The following is a 22,929-nucleotide window of genomic DNA, read 5'->3' on the forward strand; positions in this document are numbered from 1 at the left end:
GGCGCTACGCGATCGAGGCCCCCAGCTCGCGTGCCTGGGGAACGTCGGTGACGGCCGACGCGTCCAGGTCGTCCGTGTGGAGCAGCACGGCAGAGCCCAGGTTTCGCCAGCCCATGCGCAGCATGAGGTAGTCGAAGTGCGCCAGCAGCTGCGCGGGGTGCGCGCCGCCGGCCGCAACCAGGAGCGCCCCCGAGCGGCCGTTGCCATGAAGCTCGTCCGGCTGGCACTCCGCAAGGGCCCACAGCCGGTCGAACGCGTTCTTCAGCAGCCCGCTGTACGACCAGAAGAAGAGCGGCGTCGCAAGCACCACCACGTCGCACGCGCGATACGCCGCGTAGATGGTCGCCATGTCATCGCGCTGCGTGCAGGGATGGGCCGGGTCCGCACCGCCGTGCAGGCAGCCCACGCAGCAGTGTATGTCGAGCGTGCGCAGGTCAAGCACCTGCACCGTGTTGCCCGCCTGCCGCGCGCCCTGCGCAAACGAGCGGATCATGGCCGCGGTGAAGCCCCTTGCGCGGGACGAGCCGTTCAGCACGAGGATGCTTGCCATGGGGTTCCTCCTTTTTCCACAGATGGGCTACAGCAGGAGCGCAAGCAGGAGCGCCGCCTGGCCCACGGTGTTCACGACCTCCTCGGCCCAGTTGTCGCGCGCAACGTCCTGACGGTTGTGGGCGGCCATGTAGCTCATGGCGACCATGCAGCCAGCCCATCCCGCGAGCGCCACCACGGCCGGCGGCCGCACCAGCGAGGCGAGCACGCCCGCAAGCGCGTCCAGGCGCATGACGGCACCGGCAGCCATCAGGGCAAAGCCCAGCGGCATGACGTAGCGCATCTGTCACGCGAGGAAGGGGACGTCGCGGCGGGCAAGCGCCAGCAGCGCCTTCCAGGCAACCTTGCCGGCGCCGCCCGCGAACGCCACAACCGAGCCCACCACGAAGAGCGGGCTCGCGATGCGCCGGCCAAGCACGATGGAGCTGAGGCAGAACAGCACGACCGGCACGGCGTCGAGCGCCGCGAGCGCGGCCGTGAAGCCCTCCGGAACGGCGTCAGGCCTCATGTCCCGCTCTTCTCGCCCGCGCAGGTCGGCGCCCTGCGATGCGGCCGCCACGGCTACGCCTGCTCCAGCGCCTGGGCAAGGTCGTCCAGGATGTCCTGCGTGCCCTCGAGCCCGCAGGAAAGCCGCACCATGGACGGGCTGATGCCGGCGGCGACAAGCTCCTCGTCCGTCATCTGGCGGTGGGTGGAGCTCGCCGGGTGCAGGCAGCACGTGCGGGAGTCCGCCACGTGGGTCTCGATGGTGCACAGCCTGAGCGCGCTCATGAAGCGCTCGGCCGCCGCGCGCCCGCCGGCCACGTCAAACGAGACCACGCCGCAGGTGCCGTGCGGCATGTACTTCTGCGCGAGCCCGTGGTAGCGGTCGCCCGGAAGCCCGGGGTAGCGGACGGACGCGATCTTGGGATGCGCGCTCAGGAACTCCGCCGCGGCCTGCCCGTTTCTGCAGTGCTGCGGCATGCGCACGTGCAGGCTCTCGAGGCCGATGTTCAGCAGGTAGGCGTTCTGCGGGCTCTGTATGGAGCCAAAGTCGCGCATGAGCTGCGACGTCGCCTTGGTGATGAACGCGCCCGCGTTGCCAAAGCGCTTGGCGTACACGATGCCGTGGTACGACTCGTCCGGCTGCGTGAGGCCCGGGAACTTGTCCGCGTGCGCCATCCAGTCGAAGTTGCCGGAGTCCACGATCGCGCCGCCGACGCATGAGGCGTGGCCGTCCATGTACTTGGTGGTGGAGTGGGTCACGATGTCCGCGCCCCACTCGATGGGGCGACAGTTCACGGGCGTGGGGAACGTGTTGTCCACGATGAGCGGCACGCCGTGGTCATGCGCGGCGGAGGCAAACAGCTCGATGTCGAGCACCGCGAGCGCGGGGTTTGCTATGGTCTCGCCAAACACGCACTTGGTGTTGGGCCTAAACGCGGCGTCCAGCTCCTCGCGCGTGCACGTGGGAGAAACGAACGTTGCCTCCACCCCCATCTTGCGCATGGTGTGCGCCAGGAGGTTGTACGACCCGCCATAGATGGCGGAGCTCGCCACCACGTGGTCGCCGCACTCGCATATGTTGAAGAGCGAGAAGAACGTGGCCGCCTGGCCCGAGGACGTCAGCATGGCCGCCGAGCCGCCCTCCAGCTGGCAGATCTTCTTCGCGACCGCGTCGTTGGTGGGGTTCTGCAGACGGGTGTAGAAGTAGCCGTCCTCCTCCAGGTCGAACAGGCGCCCCATGTGCTCCGAGGTGTCGTACTTGAAGGTGGTGGACTGCACGATGGGCAGCTGCCGGGGCTCGCCGTCCCCGGGAACGTAGCCGCCCTGCACGCACGTGGTCTCGATGGTGCCCATAAACGTCTCCCTGCTCGCTGGCGGCCCCCGACGCCATGGCCGATGGGACCGCAGACCTACATGCCCATGAACATATATGTTGCCACACCTTAAACCCTGCGCGGCAATAAAGCCGTGCCGCCTCCCCCATGCAGAACCAAGGACACCCGAAGCGACACCAACGCCCCCTGCGTTGCAGCCATGTGGCAAAAACGGCCCCAAAATGCACGATTTCGCACGTAATGCTACAATTCACGCGGGCAAAGACCCGCCGGCGGACAATTTCGTACCTTCTGCCGACGCGTCAAAGCGAATACATGGACTCGATAGGAGGACATTCCAATATGAAGCGTTCCGTCTACAAGCTTAAGAGCAAGTTCCTCGGCCAGGAGGCCAACCTGATCGTCTATGGCGAGGGCGGCTACCCCGTCGTCGCGTTCCAGACCCAGGACCAGAAGGCGAGCGAGCTCGAGGACGAGGGCATGGTGGATGCGCTTGCCGAGTTCATCGACGGCAAGCAGATCCAGCTCTTCTCGGTTGATAACTTTGACGAGCAGAGCTGGTCGCTCCTGAACGGCGACAACGAGGCCCGCGCCGCCCGCCAGGAGGACTACTTCCGCTTCGTGACGGACGAGCTCATCCCCCGCGTGCACGAGCTGAACGCCTCCAACCTGCGCCCGATCGCATTTGGCTGCTCCATGGGCGCCGTGCACGCGGCCATCGCGCTGTTCCGTCGCCCGGACCTCTTCCAGGGCTGCATGGCGCTTTCCGGCATCTACCACTCCGGCTACTTCTTTGGCGACTGGATGAACTCCACGCTGTACGACAACGACGTCCTGGCATTCCTGCCCAACATGCCGCTTGACCACCCGTACGTGAGCCTGTACCGCAACCGCTCGCTTCTGTTCTGCTGCGGCCAGGGCGAGGACGCGCAGTTTGCCAACGACGAGCGCCGCATGGACGCCGAGCTCAACCGCCTGGGCGTGGACCACTGGTGCGACTACTGGGGAGCGGACGTCACGCACGACTGGTACTGGTGGAAGAAGCAGATGTCCTACTTCCTGCCCTTCGTGCTGGAGGACGTTGCCAAGGAGGTAGAGAAGGAGCCCGTGGCGCCGTGGGTCGCGAAGGCGCAGGAGCCCCTGAAGCCCGCTGCCAAGCCGGCTGCGAAGAAGGTCGCAAAGCCTGCCGCGAAGAAGGCCGCTGCCAAGCCCGCCGCCGCTAAGCCTGCGGCGAAGGCCGCCAAGAAGACCGCGGCGAAGCCGGCCGCAGCAAAGGCAGAGCCCAAGCCCGCTGCCAAGGCAGAGCCCAAGGCGGCAAAGGCTGCCGAGAAGACCGCGGCAAAGCCGGTCGCAAAGGCAGAACCCAAGGCAGCCGCAAAGCCGGCTGCACCCAAGGCTGCCGCAAAGCCCGCGGCGAAGGCCGAGCCAAAGCCTGCCGCCAAGCCCGCGGCGAAGGCCGCTGCCCCCAAGGCTCCCGTGACCGCCACGAAGCCGGCCGCGAAGAAGTCCGCCGCCAAGGCAGAGCCCAAGACCGAGGCCAAGCCTGTCGAGAAGCCCACCGCCAAGGCGACCCCAGCCAAGCCCGCCGCAAAGCCTGCAGCGACCAAGCCCGCAGCGGCCAAGCCAGCCGCGAAGAAGACCGCGACCAAGGCCGCTGCCGCCGCGAAGCCCGAGGCCAAGCCGGCCGCGAAGGCGGAGCCCAAGACCGCGGCAAAGCCTGCCACCTCCGCCGCCAAGCCGGCCGCGACCAAGAGGGCAGCCGCAAAGCCCGCGACCAAGAAGGCTGCCACCACCAGGACGGCTCGCAAGAAGCGCTAGTCGCCGCAAGCAAGACAGCCCCGAAGGCCCCACGCCCCTCAAACCACGGAGCGCGGGGTCTTCTCGTTAGTGCCGAGCTTCTCCTCCCCCGCCTTGCGCCGGGAGGCGTCACGCTTCACACGCACGCAATCTTGCGTTGGTATCATCGCAGGCACGCGCCACGCACGGCGCCGGACCCTCCGGATTGGAGCACCTTGAACTTCGTCTTCGTATCGCCGCAGTTTCCCCACACATACTGGCAGTTCTGCGACCGGCTGCGCCGGCGCGGCGTCAACGTGCTCGGCATCGGCGACACCCCGTACGACCAGCTCGACGGCCGCCTGAGGGATTCGCTCGCGGAGTACTACTGGGTCCCGAGCCTCCAAGACTACCCCAGCGTGTTCAAGGCGGTCGCGTTCTTCTCGTACAAGTACGGCAAGATCGACTGGATAGAGTCGAACAACGAGTACTGGCTCGCGCAGGACGCCGCACTGCGCACGGACTTCAACGTCACGACCGGCCCCAACGCGCAAGAAATCCGCTCGCTCCAGAGCAAGGCGGACATGAAGCTGGGCTACCGCCGCGCCGGCGTCGCGACCGCGCGACAGATACGCCTGACCACGCTGGAGGCGGCGCTCGACTTCGTGGATGGCGAGGCCGGCATAGGCTGGCCGGCGTTCGCAAAGCCGGAGCGCGGCGTGGGCGCGGGCGGCGTCGCCAGGATCGACGGCCGTGCGGACCTGGAGCGCCTGCTGGGCGAGAAGGGCCAGACGCCGTACGTGCTGGAGGAGTACGTGGAGGGCCAGATCTTCAGCTACGACGCCATCCTGGACTCGCACTGCCAGCCGCTGTTCGAGAACATGGAGGAGTTCCCGCCCTCGATGGCCAGGGTAGCGACGGAGGGGCTCGACCTCTGGTACTGCTCGCTTCCCACGGTCGACCCCATCTTGCGGCAGCTGGGCCGCGCCACCGCCTGGAGCCTTGGCCTTGGGCGGCGCTTCGTCCACATGGAGTTCTTCAGGCTCGCCCACGACAAGCCGGGCCTTGGCCAGCGGGGCGACTACGTGGGCCTCGAGGTCAACGTGCGCCCGCCCGGCGGCTACTCCCCGGACATGATGAACTTCGCGCACTCCACGGACGTGTACCAGATCTGGGCGGACATGGTGACGCTTGACCGCAGCACGCTGCCGCCCTCGCGCGACAACCACATCTGCGTGTACGCGGGCAGGCGCGATTCGCACGCGTACATCCACTCCCACGAGGACGTGATCGCGCGCTACGGCGACTCCATCGTCATGTGCGAGCGCATGCCGGACGCACTCTCCAACGACATGGGCAACCAGATGTACACCGCCCGCCTGGACAGCATGCAGGAGCGCGACGATTTCGTTCGCTACGTGCAGGAGCGCGCGGACTGAGGTCCCATCCGCACGCAGCAGGTTGACGGCACGGCAGGCGACGCCGCGCAGACAGGCACAACGCAGACGCAAGAAACACAGGATAGGAGAAGAGCATGGACATCAGGCGCGCAACGGACGCAGACATCCCGCAGGTTCTGGACCTGCTCGTCCAGGTGTGCAACGTGCATGCGGACGGACGGCCAGACCTCTTCGTGCGGGACACCACCAAGTACACCGCAGACGAGCTGAGCCAGATCTTCCGCGACGACAGTACCCCCGTATTCGTGGCGGTGGAGCCGGCAGACGCGAACGACCCGGACGCACGCGAGCGCGTGCTGGGCTACGCGTTCTGCATATACCAGGACTGGAACGGCAACAACGCCACCGGCATCCGCACGCTTTACGTGGACGACATCTGCGTGGATGAGTCTGCCCGCGGCAAGCACGTGGGCACGTCCCTGTACAACCACGTGATCGACTTCGCGCGCCGCGAGGGCTTCCACAACGTGACGCTCAACGTGTGGTCGTGCAACCCCGGCGCCCTCAAGTTCTACGAGGCCATGGGCATGAAGCCGCAGAAGATCGGTATGGAGACCATACTCTAGCGCGCCCAGAGCGAGGCGACCGCCTACTTCGGGCGCCTCGACTTCGACGTCGCGTCCAGAATCGTCTCGAAGGCGTCACGCACGTTCGGCGCCAGCCGCGCATAGATCTCCGCATAGCGCTCCTCGTAGGCACGCACCCGCACCATACGGACGTCTCCCTCGTATCCCAGCAGGTCGTTAGGGGTACAGCCCAGGCAGTTCGCCAGCGCCAGCAAGTGATCGGCCTTCATCTCGACGCGGCCGGTCTCCCACGCGCTCACGGACTTCTCGCTCACGCCCATGATGGCCGCAAGCTGCCGCTGGCTCTTGCCGGCGGCCTCCCTGCAGGCCCTCAGGTTGTTCTTATGCCGCCCGCCCGACTTCCTGGCGCCCATGGGCGCAAACGCCTCCCCTCGATCGCTCCGGTTCCGCGCAACGCAAGCGATTCTTCCCGCTTGGCACTGCCCAACGCAAGCAAAAGCGATTCAGATACAAAGAATGCTCTTCTCTATTCATAGGAGAGTTCCCGCGGGGCATGTCTAGCACCACTAGGCAGTCGCGCCAAAACGCCGTAGAATCTAGTCTTGCTAGACACATAGATAGCCGGACGAGAAATACTTGCGTCCGCACCCCACACGCATTCGGAGGGCACCCCATGAGCGACGCCGCACCCAACCGCCACGACTTCGTCGAGCCCAGGCCCACGGACAAGTTCCTCCTGCAGACCACAGGCGAGGTCGTGACGTACCAGAAGCTGCTCGAGATGTACGGCGAGGCGCCGCAGACGAAAGGCGAGCTCGAGGCCATCCTCGAGGAGTACGCTGCCGCCGCCATCGTGACGGAGCTGTAGCCCCAGGAAAGCGCCCCGGCGGCACTCCGCGTCCTTCTCGCCAGCACGTCCCTCTTGCGCGCTAAGTCCTTCTTGCACGGCGCGTTGCGCGCATCGGCCTTCACGTGGTATAGCTTTACTGCATAGCAGACCGATGCGGGAGGCCCCATATGCAGCTGCAGCAGCTCCGTTACGTTATCGCCATAGCCCAGAGCGGCTCCATGAACTCCGTGGCGCGCAAGCTCTTCATATCGCAGTCCAGCCTCTCCGTCGCCGTGAAGGAGCTGGAGTCAGAGCTTGGCATCAGGATCTTCAACCGCTCGAGCAAGGGCATCAGCCTCACGAGCGACGGCGTAGAGTTTCTGGGCTACGCGCGCCAGGTGGTCGAGCAGGCGGACCTCCTGACCGACCACTACACCAGGCGCGGCACGTCCCAGGGGCGCATGTCCGTGAGCACGCAGCACTACGCGTTCGCCGTACGCGCGTTCATAAACTTTCTGCAGGCGCACGGCGGCTCGTCGTGCGACTTCAGCCTGCGCGAGACGCGCACGAGCGAGATCATCGACGACGTGCGCACGTTCAGAAGCGACATCGGCATCCTCTTCCTGAGCCACTACAACGAGACCGTGATCCGCAGGCGCCTTGATGAGGGCTCGCTCGTGTTCACGTCGCTCTTCCACGCGCGACCGCACGTCTTCGTGCGAGAAGGGCATCCCCTCGCGTCGAGGCGCACGGTCACGGCCGAGGACCTTGCGCCGTTCGAGCGCTACGACTTCGAGCAGGGCGCGGAGGCCTCGCTCTACCTTTCCGAGGAGCCGCTGGGCGACCTGCCGCACGCGCGCCACATCACCGTGAGCGACCGCGCCACCATGACGGGAATCCTCGGCCACTGCGACGGCTACCTGATATCCACGGGCGTGCGCTCCGACGAGATGTTCAACGGCATCGCGTCCATCCCCATCAAGACGGACGAGGTCATGAACGTGGGCTACATCACCCACAGCCAGCGCCGCCTGAGCGGCCTTGCCCGCGACTACATCCGCGAGCTCGAGCGGCTCATCGTGAGCTTTGACCAGCCGGAGGAGATCGTGCCCTCGAAGGCGGCGCTCAAGAGCGTCGCCGCGCCGGGTGCGGGCAACGCGGGGACGGAGGCATGACACCGTTCGATTCCGTGCGGGTGGGGCGCGTGCAGCTGCGCAACCGCGTAGTGATGGCGCCCATGGCAAGCGGTCGCGCGAACCCGGACGGGAGTATCAGCCAGCGGCTGCTGGACCACTACCGCGAGCGCGCGGAGGGCGGGCTCCTGGGCCTTGTTGAGTGCGGCCACCACTTTGTGACGGCGGACGGCCAGGCCACGCCCCGACAGGCATCAATCAGCCGCGACGACGACCTCTGCGGCCTGAGGCTTGAGGCCCGCGTGCTCCACGAGTGCGACACCCCGGTGTTTGTGCAGCTCAGCCATGCCGGAAGCGCGGCACGGCCGCAGGTGACACGCCAGGTGGCGCTCTCGCCCAGCGGCGTGAACTGCCCGGGCGCAAAGGTGGGGCAGCCGCAGCCGCGCATCATGACGCGTGCGGACATCGCCCGCGTGGTGGACGCGTTTGGCCGTGCCACGCGGCGCGCGCGGCTTGCGGGCTTCGAAGGCGTGGAGCTGCACGCGGCGCACGGCTACCTTCTGGACCAGTTCCTCTCTCCCCTCACGAACCTGCGACAGGACGAGTACGGCGGCTCGCTGGAGGGGCGCCTGCGCATCACGCTCGAGGCGCTTGACGCCGCACGCGCGGAGGCAGGGGGCATGGCGCTCTCGGTGCGGCTGGGCGGCTGCGACTACATGCCCGGCGGCACCACCGTGGAAGACGCGTGCGAGGCGGCGGTCCTCCTGGCCCGGCACGGCGCGGACATGGTGTCGGTATCGGGCGGGATGAACTACTACACGCGCCGCGACACGCTGGAGCCCGGCTGGTTCAAGGGCGTATCCGGTCCCGTGCGCGAGGCCCTCGCCGCGGCGGGGCGCCCCGTGCCCGTGATGCTTGCCGGCGGCATCCGCAGCATGCGTGACGCGCAGGCGCTTCTGAACGAGGGCGCGTGCGACCTGGTGGGCATAGGGCGGCCGATCCTGAACAACGAGCGCTGGGCGACAAAGCACCTCTTGCGCGCATAGCGCGTAGGAAAGCTGCTGCCAAACCGCTACTATTGAGAAGTTCGAGGGGCGGCACGCGGAATGCCGCAAGACGGCTGCGACGCGGCCGCATACAGAAGGCAAGCACATGCAGCAAGATGCAGCATTGGAAAAGACGGCCGCCAACGAGGACGCCGTGGTGGACGAGGGGCCAAACGGCCAGGGCTCGCTGGGCAGGCTCGTGCCGTGGCCCGACGACGAGACGTTCGCGAACATCGACCCCGAGGAGGCGCTCGACCTCTTTTTGGGGTGGGTAGAGTCGCGCGGCATCGAGCTGTGGGACCACCAGGAGGAGGCGCTGCTGGACATCGCATCCGGCGACCACGTGATCCTGGGCACGCCCACCGGCTCCGGCAAGTCCATGGTGGCGCTGGGCATGTGCTTCATCGCCATCTGCACCGACCGCCGCGCATACTACACGGCCCCCATCAAGGCGCTGGTGAGCGAGAAGTTCTTCGACCTCGTGGAGCTCTTTGGCCGCGAGAACGTGGGCATGATCACCGGCGACGTCACGCTTAACCCGGACGCGCCCATCATCTGCTGCACGGCGGAGATCCTGGCGAACCAGGCATTGCGCGAGGGCGAGGCCGCCGACGTTGGTTGCGTCGCCATGGACGAGTTCCACTACTATGGCGACCGCGACCGCGGCTGGGCGTGGCAGGTGCCCCTGCTCACGCTGCCGCACACGCAGTTCCTGCTCATGAGCGCAACGCTGGGCGATACGTCCGACATCGCGGCGTCGCTAGAGCTGATGACGGAGCGCTCCGTGGACACCGTCGCGGACGCGCCGCGCCCCGTGCCGCTGGAGTACAAGTTCGTGGACACCGCGCTGGAGCAGACCGTGAAGATGGCGCTGGACGCGGGCGACGCGCCGCTCTACATAGTGCACTTCTCACAGGAGGCGGCCGTCAAGAGCGCATCCGGCCTCGCGAGCTTTGGCGTTTCGACGAAGGAGCAGCGCGCCCAGATCAAGGAGGCCATCGCAGGCACCCGCTTCACCACCACGTTTGGCAAGACGCTCAGGCGCCTGCTTTTGACGGGCGTGGGCGTGCACCACGCCGGTATGCTGCCGCGCTACCGCCTGCTGGTGGAAAGGCTGGCGCAGCAGGGGCTGCTTCCCGTCATCTGCGGCACGGACACGCTGGGCGTGGGTATCAACGTGCCCATACACACCGTGCTGCTGACGGCGCTCTCCAAGTTCGACGGGCGCCGCATGCGCCACCTGAACGCGCGCGAGTTCCACCAGATCGCCGGGCGCGCCGGGCGCGCGGGCTTCGACACCGAGGGCATGGTGATCGCGGAAGCGACGGAGTACGACATCGAGAACGCACGCGCCCTGGCGAAGGCCGGCGGCGACCCGAAGAAGGCGCGCAAGATAAAGACGAAGCAGCCGCCGAAGGGATTCGTGGGCTGGAAGGAGGCCACGTTCCAGAAGCTCATCGCTGCGGAGCCGGAAAAGCTGCGCCCGCGCATGCGCGTGAGCCACTCCATGGTGCTGGCCGAGGTGGAGCAGGGCGGCGACGCGTACTCCCGCGTCCATCAGCTGATAGCGGACTCCGCCCAGTCGGAGGACGAGAAGCTCCGCCTGGACATGCGCGCGGACGAGATCTTCGCGACCCTGATAGACGCGGGCGTGGTGGAGCGCCGCGAGGGGGAGGGCGGGTCCTTCTCGTATGTGACGACCGTCGACCTTCCGGAGGACTTCGCGCTCGACCAGCCGCTCTCCCCGTTCCTGCTTGCGGCGCTTGAGCTGCTCGACCCGGAGAGCGACACGTATGCGCTCGACCTGATATCAATGGTGGAGTCCACGCTGGAGGACCCGCCGCAGATCCTGCGCGCGCTGGAGCGCCAGGCGCGCGACCAGGCAATGGCCCAGATGAAGGCCGACGGCGTCGAGTACGACGAGAGGATCGAGCGCATCCAGGAGGTCACGTACCCCAAGCCCCTGGAGGAGCTTCTGGACGCGGCGTTCGAGCGCTACTGCGAGAAGGTGCCGTGGGCGCGCGACTTCAGCCTGAGCCCGAAGTCCATCCTGCGCGACATGGTGGAGACGGCGTCGGACTTCAAGGGCTACGTGCAGCGCTGCGGCATCGCGCGCTCCGAGGGGTCGCTCTTGCGCTACCTTTCCGACGCGTACCGCGTGCTCGCGCGCACCGTGCCCGAGGACAAGCTGGACGACCGCCTGCGCGACATCGTGGCGTGGCTGGGCCTTGTGGTGAGGACCGTCGACTCGAGCCTGGTGGACGAGTGGTCCGCCGCCGGCACCGCCGCGCCGGAGGCGGGCGCTGCCCCCACGGACGCCCACGAGGTCGTGCACGACCGTCGCGGACTCACGCTTCTGGTGCGAAACGCCCTGTTCGCACGCGTGCGCCTTGCCGCCGTGGGCAATACGGAGCGCCTGGGCGCGCTCGACGCGGACTGGGGCTGGCGCCAGCCGCGCTGGACGCAGGCGCTGGAAGCGTACCGCGAGTCCCACGACGACATCATGCTGGACGCAGACGCCCGCTCCGCCGCCTACCTTGCGATAACCGAGTCGGACGAGAAGGGCGACGGCGCCGGTCGCCACGTCTGGCACGTGCGGCAGATGTTCCGCGACCCGGACGACGACCGCGACTTTGGGATATCGGGCGACGTCGACCTCGACGCGACGCAGGACGAGGGCGAGGTCGTGTTCTGCCGGTACCAGGTGGGCTTCGTGGAGGACCTGCTGGAAAGCGAGCGTCGGGCGTAGCGGGCCCCACTCGCCCACGCAAAAGGCGGGCGCCCCACGGACGCCCGCCTCCAAGTCTCGATCGCGTACGGCCGCGCGCCGCACCTAGTGCACGATGCCAACCGTTCGCAGCAGCTCCCACACAACGGCAGCCCCTACGATCAGGAGCACGGGCAGCGTAAACAGCCCCAGCCAGATAAGGCCTAGCACCAGCGCGATCCGCAGCAGCCAGCCAAGGACGCGAAAGCCCAGCGCCACCAGCCTGAACGCCAGCCACAAAAATCCGATCGTGGCGATGCCACTCATCAGCCCAACCATGAATGCACTCTCCAAAAGCACGGTCGAGCGGCCCCATGCCGCCCGATGAATACCTGATACCCAAACATATCAGAGGCCAATCCCGTTCAACCGTGGCACACGACGAATCCGCCACATCGCCAAGTCCCCCCATCTCGCGTCGGTCTCGCGCCCCGGCTCCCGCCTCGCCGCGCTTGCGCTAGCATGGTGCAAACCACAACGCTCGGAGGACCAATGGACCAGAACGACCAGGCACTCGTAGACAAGCTCAAGGGAGAGCTCGCCCAGCAGGGCATGAAGACCGCCTTCGCAGAGGACGCGCCCGCCGCGGGCGAGAATAACGAGGATTCCGAGGTGGGCTTCCTCTCGGCCATGAACGCCTTCCGCAAGGCGAAGGCCTCGGGCGACAAGGACGCCATCGCTGCCGCCGAGCGCCACCTGCAAGAGGTCGTCCGCCAGGAGATGCGCGACTTCGAGGGCTGCGACACGAAGTAGCGCCGCGCCTCTCTATAGAAAGCTGGGATGACGCTTTGCAGGATCAGCATCGCCGAGGCGAGGCTTCCAATATCTAAGACAGAGCGAATCGAAGGCGAAGAGTAATTCGCGCGTTGCCCTACCGCGCTGTTTAGTCAACCGCTCTTGTAGCTATGTTTTCGTTACACGAAGTAAATCAATCAAGAGTTGTGCGGACTCGGAAGAGACACGAACTAGTATTTCTAACTCTACTAGCGAGGACATGTCTATGCAGAGATAATTATGATATATATAGTGTATATATCATACAATTGATTACTATATACCAATTGTTACCTTTCAACTTCTATATCGTACCTTTCGCGAAAAGAGACTGGTTCTCTCATAGGTCTAGCCATCCCAGTGATACCTTACAGACAGCGGACGTCCGAGAGTCACATAGGTCATATCGATGGTTAGAGGTGACTTTCTATGCGTAAAAATTCGCTTTATACATCTATCGCATTATCTTTCTGTCTATTCGTATTACCAATCTCCGCATTCGCAAGTGATTTTTCAGGGATAGACGGTGCGACAGTATGTAGCAGGATGACTGCAGACGGAATTGAAATAGAGAGCACTGAAAGCTATTCGTCCGCGGAGCAGACAATCGTTCAGCAAATCAACAATGAAACCGCCAGTAAGATATCAGACGGAGACTTCTTGGGCTCGGTCGATATCGATAGCAAGATGCCGCTTGCAATCACCCACGGATCTAGGCCTTACTACTTCAATAGATACGGGAAGGCGCAATACGTCACAAGTGGTTACCACTACGTTAGTGGACAGCCTGCTGGTGGATATAGGTTTCAAAATTCGACAGGAACGATTTATATAAGCGCCTCTCAGGGTGGTAGCTTTTCAATCTCTCATACCTTTGCGGGTTTCGGAACGTTTGGCATTTCTTTTCCATTTGGTCGAGCAAACAATGCAGTGATTGGAGTAGGCGTAAGCATCCTCAAAGGTGGATACTGGAAGGTTAAAATGAGCACAACAAATCGTTGTGTGCCTTACACAACTTATCGCGTTGCCAATGGAAAGACAACCGTATACTTCAAGGGCGTTTCATCGTTGTTTTACAGCAGGTCATTCTCAAGAGTGCGAGTCAAGTGATAACTTGATTCACTATTAGATCCATGATTGACAGGATGTTGTATGAGTAGCAAAAGTACTGGGCTACATTCGCATGTCTTCGTCGCACTCGTCATCTGGTCCGTCGCTGCCACCGTCGCGCTCGTAATCTGCGTCATCGGCATCGCAAACGCAAACAACGCCGCGACGTCCGGTGCCTCGATCGATCAGATCGCGGGCTTCTACTCCTTTGGCACCTCGGTCGATGGCCCCGCAAACCCAACGCAGCTTTCCATCGGGCTCACAAGGAACGGCAGCGCAAAGTTCGCATTCGGCAACAACATCGGCCAGACGGATTCCAAGCCAACGCTTAGCGGCACCGTCAAAAAGACGTCGGCGCCAAACGTGTTCAGGCTCTACTCGAAGGCGGGAAGCCCCATCGGGTACCTCTTTTACCAGCCCGGGGTCACCACACACGCAACACGGACCGTCACGCTCGCGACGGACGAGGGCGAGACCCTCATGTCAAGGCAGTCGGAGGTTCCCCTCGGGGACGTGTAACGAACCCACACGCGAGAAGAACTCACTCCTTGTAATTACCTTACAGCAGCGCCCGGATTCCTCGTCGCGGAATCCGGGCGCTCTCATTTAGACCCTAGACCTCGAGGCCGGAGCCGACGCTCGCCCAGCCCTACCCCAGCTCGCGGTAGTGGAAGCTCTTCTCGCCCGAGGCGTACGGCGCAACGATGTCGCCGTGGCCCACCAGACAGTACTTGTACGTCACCAGACCGTCCAGGCCAACCGGGCCGCGCGCGTGCAGCTTGCCCGTGCTGATGCCCACCTCGGCGCCAAAGCCGTAGCGGAAGCCGTCCGCAAAGCGCGTGGAGCAGTTGCGGTACACGCCGGCGGAGTCCACCATCTGCATGAAGTACTCCGCCGCATCGTCGCTTGCCGTCACGATGGCGTCCGTGTGGTGCGAGCCATAGCGGTTGATGTGGTCGACGGCCTCGCGTACGCCGTCCACCACCTTGCAGCTCATCACGTAGTCGCCGTACTCCGTGCAGAACTCGTCGTCTGCCATAAGCTCCACGGCGGGGATGCCCTCCTCGCCGGCAAGCAGGTCCACGACCTCCTGCGTGCCGCGCAGGCGTGCTCCGCGCTCCGCCAGGCCGCGCGCCGCCTTCGGCAGAAACTCCGCCGCAATGGAGCGGTCCACCAGAAGCGTCTCCGCGGCGTTGCACACGGCGGGGTACTGCGTCTTCGCGTCCACCAGCACGCGCACGGCCATGTCCTGGTCCGCGTCGCGGTCCACGAACACGTGGCACACGCCGGCGGAGTGGCCCATCACGGGAATCTTCGTGTAGTCCATGATGTAGCGCACGAACTTGTTCGACCCGCGCGGAATCAGCAGGTCCACGTCCTCGTCGCAGCTCAGCAGCTCGTCGATCTCGCTGTGGAGCTCCGCCTGCAAGAGGCAGCCCGCGGGAAGCCCCGCCTTAACCACGGCCGCATGAATCACGTCAAACAGCACGCGGTTGGTGTTGGCGGTCTCGCGCCCGCCCTTCAGCACGGCGCAGTTGCCGCTCTTGATGCACAGCGAGCCAATCTGCACCAGCGCGTCCGGCCGCGCCTCGAAGATGACGCCTATCACGCCAATGGGGCACGTCACGCGCCTGAGCTCCAGCCCCTGGTCAAGCTCTCGGTCGAGAAGGACCCTGCCCACCGGGTCGGGAAGCTCCTGCAGCTGCCGAAGGCCCTCGACGCCGTCGCGAAGCTTCGCCTCGTCGTAGCGCAGCCGCTTCTGGACGGTCTGTGCAACGCCGGCCTCGGCCGCGGACGCCATGTCCTTCTCGTTTGCCGCGAAGATGCTCTGGGCGTTTGCCTCCAGCGCCTGCGCTATGAGCTCGAGCGCACGGTTGCGCTGCTCCAGCGGGGACGCCGCCATCGCGGGCGCCTCGAGCTTCATCCGGTGGATGCTTTCCCTCATGTCCATGTGGCCTCCTTGTGCGGGGCGCTATGTGCCGCCGCGGTGCCGCTGTCCTGCGGAGTCGTATTGCAGAGTGTACCCCGTATGCCAGCGAGCGCCACGCGCGTTAACAACATGGTGCCACTCGGGCGCGGCGCGGGCGCTGCGGTGTGGCGCGGCCGCACTTGTGGGGGCTTTCTGACGCGGGCGCAACCTCGGGTAGAATCTACGCAGCACAAGGCGGCAACGGGCGTGCGCGGGCAAGGCCGCGGCACGCGTCTGGCGGCGGGCGGAGCCCGCACGGAGGAGGAACCATGGGCAGGCTCAAGTACGAGACGGCGCGCTTCGAGGCGTCGTACGGAACCATCGCACAGCTGCCCGAGCCCACCACGCCGGAGGTCTCGTTCGTCGGCCGCTCCAACGTGGGCAAGTCGTCGCTTCTGAACAAGCTCATCGGCCGCAAGTCGCTCGCGAAGGTGTCCAGCCAGCCAGGCAAGACCGCAAACGTCAACTTCTTCGACGTGGACGGCGTGCGCTTCGTCGACCTGCCGGGCTACGGCTTCGCAAAGGTCTCGCAGGCAGAAAAGCAGCGCTGGGCAAACCTCATCAGCGGCTACTTCGAGCAGGAGCGCAGCTTCAACCTCGTCGTCTCTCTCGTGGACATCCGCCACGACGCCCAGCAGCTCGACCGCGACATGCTGGGCTACCTCGAGCAGGAGGGGCTGCCGTTCGTCGTGGCGCTCACGAAGGCGGACAAGCTCAGCCGTAGCAAGCAGGCGCAGCAGCGCCAGGCGCTTGCCAGGCAGTTTGGGCTCGACGCGTCGCGCATGCTCGTGACGTCGTCCCAGACGGGCCAGGGCATCCAGGAGCTCCGCACCATGATCGAGGACGCCTGCCTCTAGCAAGCCCGCCTGCAGCCTAGCCCCCCACCACGTCCTTCAGGCGCAGCACCAGCACGCGGTCCACCCGCGCGCAGTCCTGCCAGCGGTAGGCCTCGGCGCCAGACTCGAAGCACAGGTACAGCCTGCCGCCGGACACCTCGGTCTCCTCCATCATCGGCGGCAGTATGAACGTGGCCCAGGCCCGGGCGTTTCTCAGGTCGTTGTTCCAGGCGCCGCCGTCCCACGCCATCACCCTCAGCCTGCTGTCACGCAGACCGTACGACTGCGACAGCAGGCACAGGTCGCGCACGAGCGCCATCCCCTGCGCCTGGCCGTTGATGAGCGCGCCGTCCACGGGCACGGGCATGTCCCCGTGCGAGCGCGCCGCGTCCTTCACCACATGCTTCATCACCCGGGTGTTGCGCACGTCCACGGTGTCGTCCTCAGGCTCCAGCCCCTCCACGCTCTCAAGGTAGCCGTCGCTTCGCACCTTCTGGAGGTCCGCCATAGTCTCGTCCCGGTCCGCCTGCCTGAGCGTCCCGCCCTTCTCGATGTCGAACGCCTGGATCGTCGTGCGCGAGCTCCGCGTGTCGCTGAAGTCGCCCACGTACAGCCTGTCGCCCTTCACCGTCAGAAACGACGCGTGCGCGAGCGTCGGAATGTAGTACGTGTGCTCCACCGCACACGGACCGTCCGCGCGCGACGCGTCGTAGTACTCCCACGCGCTCGCCTTCAGCGAGCTCACGGTGGCGCCGCCGTTCTTTCCCTCGCGATAGCCGCACATCCACACGCGGTCGTGCTCCGCGTCGTAGGCAAGGCCGCCCACGTGCGGCGTGCCGTCCAGCACGATCACGCCTTCCAGACGGTGGCTCTTCAGCCCGATGCGGTATATCACCGAATCGTGCACGCGGTCGTGGCAGTACGCGGACACCAGCAGGCACCTTCCCGCAACGCACACGCCCTGCGGCGTCATCGTCGTGCACGTGCTCAGGTTTCCGTCCGCGTCCAGCGTGCGCGTCATCTTCAGCCCCGGTATCACGTAGGAGTCGCGCATGACGCGGTCGACGTCGCAGTACGTGCCCATGCCATAGTCGCGCAGTGCGCGCCTCACGTCCGCGTCGGAAAGCACGGCGTCCGCGTTCGTCCCGTCCGCGCTGGACGGCAGGCCCGCGCTCTGTGGGGCCACAAGCCCATACGCGCCAAGGCACAGGGTCGCCACCATAAGCGCCCCCGCCGCGTGCAGCACCACCCGTCTGGCCCGCATGTCACCTCCGACCCCCGACCGCCCGCAGAGCATCTGGCTACGGTAGCACTTGCGGCGCCGGCGCGCACGCGGGCAGGCAGCGCGTCAGCACGCGTCCACGCATTTGTAACGCAACCGTCAGCTTGTTGCAGGCTTCGGTAAGCCCCAGCTCACAAGGGCAATACCGGTTTCCACGCGTGGAATGATACCTATAGAAGATAAGTCTCCAGAGGTTGGGAGCCCATCATGTCGTCCACTACTTTTAACCGCCAGACCGAGGGCTTTCTGCGCGGGTTCGGCATGGTCGCCGCCGTGGAGGTCGCGGGAATCATCGTCGCCGCGCTCACGATCCTGCTCCTTGTGGGCATCACCCAGCTGTTCTAGCAAGGCCGACAACGCCCGCCAACCGCGTCCGACCGGTCGCGCGGCGCCGCACCCCGCTCCCCCGGATGTCTATCTCCGGGGGAGCGCCTTTTTGCATTTCGGGGCTATTATCGAATACGAACACATAAATCATTCCACCAACGCAAAGGAGCCCCATGACCCAAGGCCCACAGCAGCAAGCGCAGGACGCCACCCCGGACACCGTATCCCAGCTCAGGTACCTGCGCCTGCTGTCGAAGCGCTTCCCCAGCCGGCGCGCCGCCATGAGCGAGATCATCAACCTCCGCGCCATCCTCACGCTGCCGCGCGGCACGGACCACTTCATCAGCGACATCCACGGCGAGTACGAGGCCTTCGAGCACATCCTCAACAACTGCTCCGGCGTCATCCGCGAGCAGATCCGCGTGATCTTCTCGCCGGAGCTGGACGCGCACGAGCAGGCGGAGCTACGCACCCTCGTGTACTACCCGCGAGAGAAAATCGACCGCCTTCGCGGCGAGGGCGTCGTGAACGAGGACTGGTACCTGCAGAACCTCTATAGGATGGTGCGCCTGGCGCGTTGGATCGCCGGCAAGTACACGCGCTCGAAGGTGCGCAAGTCCATGCCGCCGGAGTACGCCTACATCATGGACGAGCTCATGCACGCCACGCGCGACGAGGAGAAGGTGCGCCACGCCTACCACCGCTCCATCCTGGAGTCCGTGGTGGCCGCCGGCGCCGCGGACGACTTCATCGTGGCGCTCGCCGGCCTCATCAAGCGCCTGGCCGTCGACCGCCTGCACGTGGTGGGCGACGTGTTCGACCGCGGCGAGCACGCGGACAAGGTCATGCACGTGATCGAGCACCACCCGTCCGTCGACGTGCAGTGGGGCAACCACGACATCGCGTGGATGGGCGCGGCGTGCGGGTCCGCGGCGTGCATCTGCTCCGTGGTACGCACGTGCGTGCGCTACGGCACGCTGTCCTCGATCGAGAGCGGATATGGCATAAGCCTGCGCGAACTTGCGCTCTTCGCCAACCGCACCTACCGCGCCGGCGACGTCATCTCGCCGTTCCAGAAGGCCATAGACGTGATGCTCTTCAAGGTGGAGGGCCAGACGTACCGGCGCCACCCGGACTGGCGACGCTCGAGCGAGCGCCTGCTGCTCGACAAGCTGGACCTCGCGCGCGGCACCGTGCGCATAGGCAATCGCGACTGGCCGCTCAAGACCTGCGACTTCCCCACCATAGACCCAGAGGACCCCTACCGCCTCTCGCCGGGCGAGAAGGACGTGCTCCAGGGGCTCCAGGCGGCGTTTCGCGATGCGGACCGCCTGCGCCGCCACGTCGCGTTCCTGTACGAGAGCGGCTCCATCTACCGCGTGTGCGATGGCAACCTGCTGTTCCACGGGTGCATCCCGCTTGCGTCCGACGGCTCGTTCTGCAGCGTCAGCTGCGAGGGCACGTGGAGGCGCGGCCGCGACTACCTGGACTTCTGCGACTCCGTGGCGCGCCGCGCGTGGACCCGGGGCGACCAGTCCGCGCTGGACTGGATGTACTACCTGTGGTGCGGCGCCCACTCCCCGCTCTCGGGCCGCGTGGTGAAGACGTTCGAGCGAGCGTTCGTGAGCGACAGGGCGGCGTGGGAGGAGCCACGCGACCCGTACTACGACCTGACGGACCGCGAGGACGTCTGCGTGCGCATACTCGAGGAGTTTGGCCTGGACGGCCCGGAGTGCCGCATCATAAACGGCCATACGCCCGTGCGCACCGTGCGCGGGGAAAGCCCTGTGCGCGCAAACGGCCGCAAGCTCGTGATCGACGGCGGGTTCTGCCGCGCCTACCACGACAAGACGGGCATCGCGGGCTACACCTTGGTCTCCGGCTCGCATGACCTGCGCATCAAGGCGCACCGGCCGTTCTTGGGAATCGACGCCGCCCTGGACGACAACGCGGACATCATGAGCGAGAGCGACGTGCTGCGCCGCTACGACCACCAGGTCCTGGTACGCGAGACGGACCGCGGCGCGGAGCTGCGCGCCCAGATACAAGACCTGGACGCGCTCGTCCGCGCCTATCAGGACGGCACCATCCCGGAGCGCGCCTAGCGGATGCCGACCACCTTGTAGCCGGCCTCCTCCACGGCCTTCGAGAGCTTCTTGTCGCTCACGAGCGGGCCCGCGTCCAAGGTGGCGCTCTTCTCGTCCAGCGAGACGTGGACGTTCCTCACGCCGCGCACGCCCTCGAGCGCCTGCGTCACGTGCGCCACGCAGTGCTCGCACATCATGCCTTCGATATCAAGGGTCTTGCTTGCCATGGGGGCACTTCCCTCCTCTTCTGCCCCGGCGGCTTCCGCCGGGGACGCTTCCTTTAGAACCTTCGTGCCGTCTTTCGCGGGGGCCGCGGCGGCACGTCCGCTTGGCTTCCACGCAAAGAGCCTAAGCGCGTTCGACACCACGAACACGGAGCTGAAGCCCATTGCGGCGGCGCCCACCATGGGGTTGAGCGTGATGCCCACGGGCGTGAGCGCGCCCATCGCCACGGGGATGCACACGGCGTTGTAGAACAGGGCCCAAAACAGGTTCTGCCTGATGTCGCGCATGGTGGCGCGGCTGAGCTCTATGGCCGTGGCCACGTCCACCGGGTCCGAGCGCATGAGCACCACGTCCGCCGAGCCAATGGCCACGTCCGTGCCGGCGCCGATGGCGATGCCCACGTCCGCGCGGGCGAGCGCCGGGGCGTCGTTGATGCCGTCGCCCACCATCGCGACCTTGTGGCCGTCGCGCTGCAGGTCGTGCACGCGGCGCTCCTTCTGGTCGGGCAGGACGCCGGCGATGACCTCGTCCACCCCCACCTGGGACGCCACCGCGCGGGCCGTGGCCTCCTGGTCGCCCGTGAGCATCACGGTGCGCACGCCCATGGCGCGCAGGCGCGCCACCGCGGCGGCGGAGGTGGGCTTCACCACGTCCGCCACGGCGACCATGCCCAGCACGCGCCCGTCCGCCGCGAAGAACAGTGGCGTCTTCGCCGCGGCCGCAAGCTCCTGCGCCTGCGCCGCGAGGCCTCCTACGTCCACGCCCTCCGCAGCCATGAGGCGGGCGTTTCCCGCAAGCGCGCGCCTGCCGTCGACCGTGGCCTTGATGCCGCCGCCGGCCACCTGCGTAAAGCCCTCCACGCGCACCTGGGCGTCCGCGTCCGGCGCCACCTCGTCCACGTAGTCGCACACGGCCTGGGCCAGCGGGTGCTCGCTCTTGCGCTCCAGCGCCGCGGCCAGGCGGAGGAGGTCCCTCTCGCCCGCCGGCGACACGCTCGCAACGTCCGTCACCTTGGGGGCGCCCTCCGTCACGGTGCCGGTCTTGTCCAGCACCACGGTGTCAAGCGAGCCCGCGACCTCGAGCGCCTCCGCGCTCTTGATGAGGACGCCCTCCTTCGCGCCGCGCTCCGTACCGACCATGATGGCCGTGGGGGTGGCCAGGCCAAGCGCGCACGGGCAGCTGATCACCAGCACCGAGACCGCGTGGTTGAACGCGACGGCGATGTCGCCCGGGGCGAGAAACGCGAGCCACCCCACCAGCGTCACGGCCGCGATCGCGATGACCACGGGCACGAACACGCCGGCTATGCGGTCTGCCTGTCGCTCGATGGGCGCCTTGGAACTGGTGGCCTCGTCCACGAGGCGGATGATGTTCGCGAGCGTCGTGTCCGCGCCAACGGCCGTGGCCTCCATCGTGAACCAGCCGCGCCGCGACACCGTGGCGCCCGTCACGTGGTCGCCCACGCCCTTCTCGGCGGGAACGGGCTCGCCCGTGATCGCGGACTCGTCCACGGAGGCGGAGCCCTCGCGCACCACGCCGTCCACCGGCACGGACTCGCCGGCGCGCACCACCAGCACGTCACCCACGCGCACGTCGTCGGTGGGGACGCTCTGCTCGCGGCCGTCGCGCAGCACCGTCGCCGTCTTCGGGGCAAGGTTCATGAGCGCGGAAATGGAGCTCGTGGTCTTGCCCTTCGCACGCGCCTCGAAGTACTTGCCCAGCGTGATGAGCACCAAGATCGTGCCCGCGGAGTCAAAGTACAGGCTGCCCATCATGGCGTGATGCGCCGCGGACACGTCCATGCGGCCAAGCGCGAGCGCCATCTGGTACACGCCCACGACGCTGTAGCCAAAGCTCGCGGCCGAGCCTATGGCGATGAGCGAGTCCATGTTGGGCGAGAGGTGCGCCAGCGTCTGGAACCCGCGCACGAAGTAGCTGCGGTTCACGAACATGACGCACATGGCCAGCATGAGCTGCGTCACCGCGGAGGCCATCATGCCGCGCATGCCCGCGAGCGCCGGCACCTCGGGCCAGCCCAGCATCGGCCCCATGGCCAGGTAGAAGAGGGGCACCCCAAACGCGAGCGACCACAAGAGCTGCCGCCGCTTCGCCTCGATCGCCTTCCTGGCATTTACCTGCGGGTCCACAAACGCGGGCGCATTGCCTCCCGCCGCAACGCGGCTTCGGGGCTCCGCGCCGTAGCCGGCCTTCCTCACGGCCGCGACCACGGCGTCCAGCGTCTGCGGCCGCCCGTCGTAGGCGATCTCCATCGAGTTCTTCAGCAGGTTGACGCTCGCCTCGCTCACGCCCCTCACGCCTGCCGCCGACTTCTGCACGCGCGCCTCGCACGCGGCGCACGTCATGCCCGTGACGTCAAACGTCTCGCGGGCCTCGCTACTTGCCATCTTGCAC

The 22,929-nt window shown here is 66.2% G+C and carries 22 protein-coding genes; 13 read left to right on the top strand and 9 right to left on the bottom strand.

Translation table 11 applies throughout. The features are described 5' to 3' along the window. Nucleotides 1-4: 4 nt before the first annotated feature. The 4 genes from BLT96_RS06840 to BLT96_RS06855 are packed head-to-tail and all read right to left on the bottom strand — an operon-like array spanning nucleotide 5 to nucleotide 2,388. Nucleotides 5-550: a flavodoxin family protein gene (locus BLT96_RS06840; RefSeq protein ID WP_090862906.1), complete on the bottom strand. Its 546-nt coding sequence runs from the start codon at nucleotides 548-550 to the stop codon at nucleotides 5-7. Between the two features lie 27 nt (nucleotides 551-577). Continuing rightward, a complete protein-coding gene (locus BLT96_RS06845; RefSeq protein ID WP_157692184.1) occupies nucleotides 578-820 on the bottom strand; it encodes a hypothetical protein in 243 nt (80 codons plus the stop codon). A gap of 15 nt (nucleotides 821-835) precedes the next feature. Continuing rightward, a complete protein-coding gene (locus tag BLT96_RS06850) occupies nucleotides 836-1,108 on the bottom strand; it encodes a hypothetical protein (protein WP_090862910.1) in 273 nt (90 codons plus the stop codon). Between the two features lie 2 nt (nucleotides 1,109-1,110). Beyond that, a complete protein-coding gene (locus BLT96_RS06855) occupies nucleotides 1,111-2,388 on the bottom strand; it encodes an O-acetylhomoserine aminocarboxypropyltransferase/cysteine synthase family protein (protein ID WP_090862912.1) in 1,278 nt (425 codons plus the stop codon). 323 nt (nucleotides 2,389-2,711) lie between these two features. Between BLT96_RS06855 and BLT96_RS06860 the strand changes: the two genes are divergently transcribed. The 3 genes from BLT96_RS06860 to BLT96_RS06870 all read left to right on the top strand — a co-directional run bounded on the left by BLT96_RS06860 (nucleotide 2,712) and on the right by BLT96_RS06870 (nucleotide 6,171). Next, complete coding sequence (locus BLT96_RS06860; protein ID WP_172824998.1) at nucleotides 2,712-4,187, top strand: alpha/beta hydrolase-fold protein; 1,476 nt, start codon at nucleotides 2,712-2,714, stop codon at nucleotides 4,185-4,187. Between the two features lie 194 nt (nucleotides 4,188-4,381). Continuing rightward, nucleotides 4,382-5,584 (top strand): ATP-grasp domain-containing protein, encoded by a 1,203-nt coding sequence (locus BLT96_RS06865; RefSeq protein ID WP_090862919.1) that lies wholly within the window; start codon nucleotides 4,382-4,384, stop codon nucleotides 5,582-5,584. Nucleotides 5,585-5,679: 95 nt separating this feature from the next. Further along, nucleotides 5,680-6,171, top strand: coding sequence for a GNAT family N-acetyltransferase (locus BLT96_RS06870; protein WP_090845948.1), 492 nt, complete (start codon nucleotides 5,680-5,682; stop codon nucleotides 6,169-6,171). A gap of 23 nt (nucleotides 6,172-6,194) precedes the next feature. Here the strand turns inward: BLT96_RS06870 and BLT96_RS10735 are convergent, their stop codons facing one another. Continuing rightward, the gene (locus tag BLT96_RS10735; protein ID WP_090845946.1) at nucleotides 6,195-6,545 is read right to left on the bottom strand and encodes a helix-turn-helix transcriptional regulator; all 351 of its coding nucleotides are present in this window, start codon (nucleotides 6,543-6,545) and stop codon (nucleotides 6,195-6,197) included. 260 nt (nucleotides 6,546-6,805) lie between these two features. Between BLT96_RS10735 and BLT96_RS06880 the strand changes: the two genes are divergently transcribed. From BLT96_RS06880 to BLT96_RS06895, 4 genes are all read left to right on the top strand, one after another. After that, nucleotides 6,806-7,000 carry a hypothetical protein gene (locus BLT96_RS06880; protein ID WP_090862922.1) on the top strand — a complete coding sequence of 65 codons (195 nt, stop codon included), beginning with the start codon at nucleotides 6,806-6,808 and terminating at the stop codon, nucleotides 6,998-7,000. A gap of 149 nt (nucleotides 7,001-7,149) precedes the next feature. Next, a complete protein-coding gene (locus BLT96_RS06885; protein WP_090845942.1) occupies nucleotides 7,150-8,136 on the top strand; it encodes a LysR family transcriptional regulator in 987 nt (328 codons plus the stop codon). After that, nucleotides 8,133-9,140 carry an NADH:flavin oxidoreductase gene (locus BLT96_RS06890; protein WP_090862925.1) on the top strand — a complete coding sequence of 336 codons (1,008 nt, stop codon included), beginning with the start codon at nucleotides 8,133-8,135 and terminating at the stop codon, nucleotides 9,138-9,140. Before BLT96_RS06885 ends, BLT96_RS06890 begins: the two co-directional genes overlap by 4 nt. Before the next feature lie 106 nt (nucleotides 9,141-9,246). Next, nucleotides 9,247-11,889, top strand: coding sequence for a DEAD/DEAH box helicase (locus tag BLT96_RS06895; protein ID WP_090862927.1), 2,643 nt, complete (start codon nucleotides 9,247-9,249; stop codon nucleotides 11,887-11,889). Between the two features lie 84 nt (nucleotides 11,890-11,973). Here BLT96_RS06895 and BLT96_RS06900 read toward each other — a convergent pair whose 3' ends face one another. Next, nucleotides 11,974-12,186, bottom strand: coding sequence for a hypothetical protein (locus BLT96_RS06900; RefSeq protein ID WP_090862930.1), 213 nt, complete (start codon nucleotides 12,184-12,186; stop codon nucleotides 11,974-11,976). Between the two features lie 213 nt (nucleotides 12,187-12,399). Between BLT96_RS06900 and BLT96_RS06905 the strand changes: the two genes are divergently transcribed. From BLT96_RS06905 to BLT96_RS06910, 3 genes are all read left to right on the top strand, one after another. Beyond that, entirely contained in the window at nucleotides 12,400-12,660 is a 261-nt protein-coding gene (locus BLT96_RS06905) for a hypothetical protein (protein ID WP_090862932.1), read from the top strand. A gap of 567 nt (nucleotides 12,661-13,227) precedes the next feature. Further along, complete coding sequence (locus BLT96_RS10595) at nucleotides 13,228-13,791, top strand: hypothetical protein (protein ID WP_157692185.1); 564 nt, start codon at nucleotides 13,228-13,230, stop codon at nucleotides 13,789-13,791. Nucleotides 13,792-13,833: 42 nt separating this feature from the next. Continuing rightward, nucleotides 13,834-14,310, top strand: coding sequence for a hypothetical protein (locus BLT96_RS06910; RefSeq protein ID WP_090862935.1), 477 nt, complete (start codon nucleotides 13,834-13,836; stop codon nucleotides 14,308-14,310). Nucleotides 14,311-14,440: 130 nt separating this feature from the next. Here the strand turns inward: BLT96_RS06910 and BLT96_RS06915 are convergent, their stop codons facing one another. Beyond that, on the bottom strand, nucleotides 14,441-15,742 hold the full coding sequence (locus BLT96_RS06915) for a glutamate-5-semialdehyde dehydrogenase (protein ID WP_090862938.1): 1,302 nt from the start codon (nucleotides 15,740-15,742) through the stop codon (nucleotides 14,441-14,443). Between the two features lie 287 nt (nucleotides 15,743-16,029). On the opposite strand from BLT96_RS06915, the gene yihA reads away from it, so the two are divergent. Further along, the gene (gene yihA / locus BLT96_RS06920) at nucleotides 16,030-16,617 is read left to right on the top strand and encodes a ribosome biogenesis GTP-binding protein YihA/YsxC (protein ID WP_090845931.1); all 588 of its coding nucleotides are present in this window, start codon (nucleotides 16,030-16,032) and stop codon (nucleotides 16,615-16,617) included. A 16-nt stretch (nucleotides 16,618-16,633) separates the two neighbouring features. Here yihA and BLT96_RS06925 read toward each other — a convergent pair whose 3' ends face one another. Next, entirely contained in the window at nucleotides 16,634-17,860 is a 1,227-nt protein-coding gene (locus tag BLT96_RS06925; RefSeq protein WP_157692186.1) for a hypothetical protein, read from the bottom strand. Between the two features lie 225 nt (nucleotides 17,861-18,085). Between BLT96_RS06925 and BLT96_RS10600 the strand changes: the two genes are divergently transcribed. Beyond that, on the top strand, nucleotides 18,086-18,223 hold the full coding sequence (locus tag BLT96_RS10600) for a hypothetical protein (protein WP_157692187.1): 138 nt from the start codon (nucleotides 18,086-18,088) through the stop codon (nucleotides 18,221-18,223). A gap of 155 nt (nucleotides 18,224-18,378) precedes the next feature. Then, on the top strand, nucleotides 18,379-20,310 hold the full coding sequence (locus BLT96_RS06930; RefSeq protein WP_090862944.1) for a fructose-1,6-bisphosphatase: 1,932 nt from the start codon (nucleotides 18,379-18,381) through the stop codon (nucleotides 20,308-20,310). On the opposite strand, the gene BLT96_RS06935 is transcribed toward BLT96_RS06930, so the two are convergent. Continuing rightward, the gene (locus BLT96_RS06935; RefSeq protein WP_090862947.1) at nucleotides 20,307-22,922 is read right to left on the bottom strand and encodes a heavy metal translocating P-type ATPase; all 2,616 of its coding nucleotides are present in this window, start codon (nucleotides 22,920-22,922) and stop codon (nucleotides 20,307-20,309) included. The two genes, BLT96_RS06930 and BLT96_RS06935, sit on opposite strands and share 4 nt — an antisense overlap. Nucleotides 22,923-22,929 lie beyond the last annotated feature (7 nt).

Origin of the sequence: Parafannyhessea umbonata, assembly GCF_900105025.1 — a bacterium.
GTDB lineage: Bacteria > Actinomycetota > Coriobacteriia > Coriobacteriales > Atopobiaceae > Parafannyhessea > Parafannyhessea umbonata.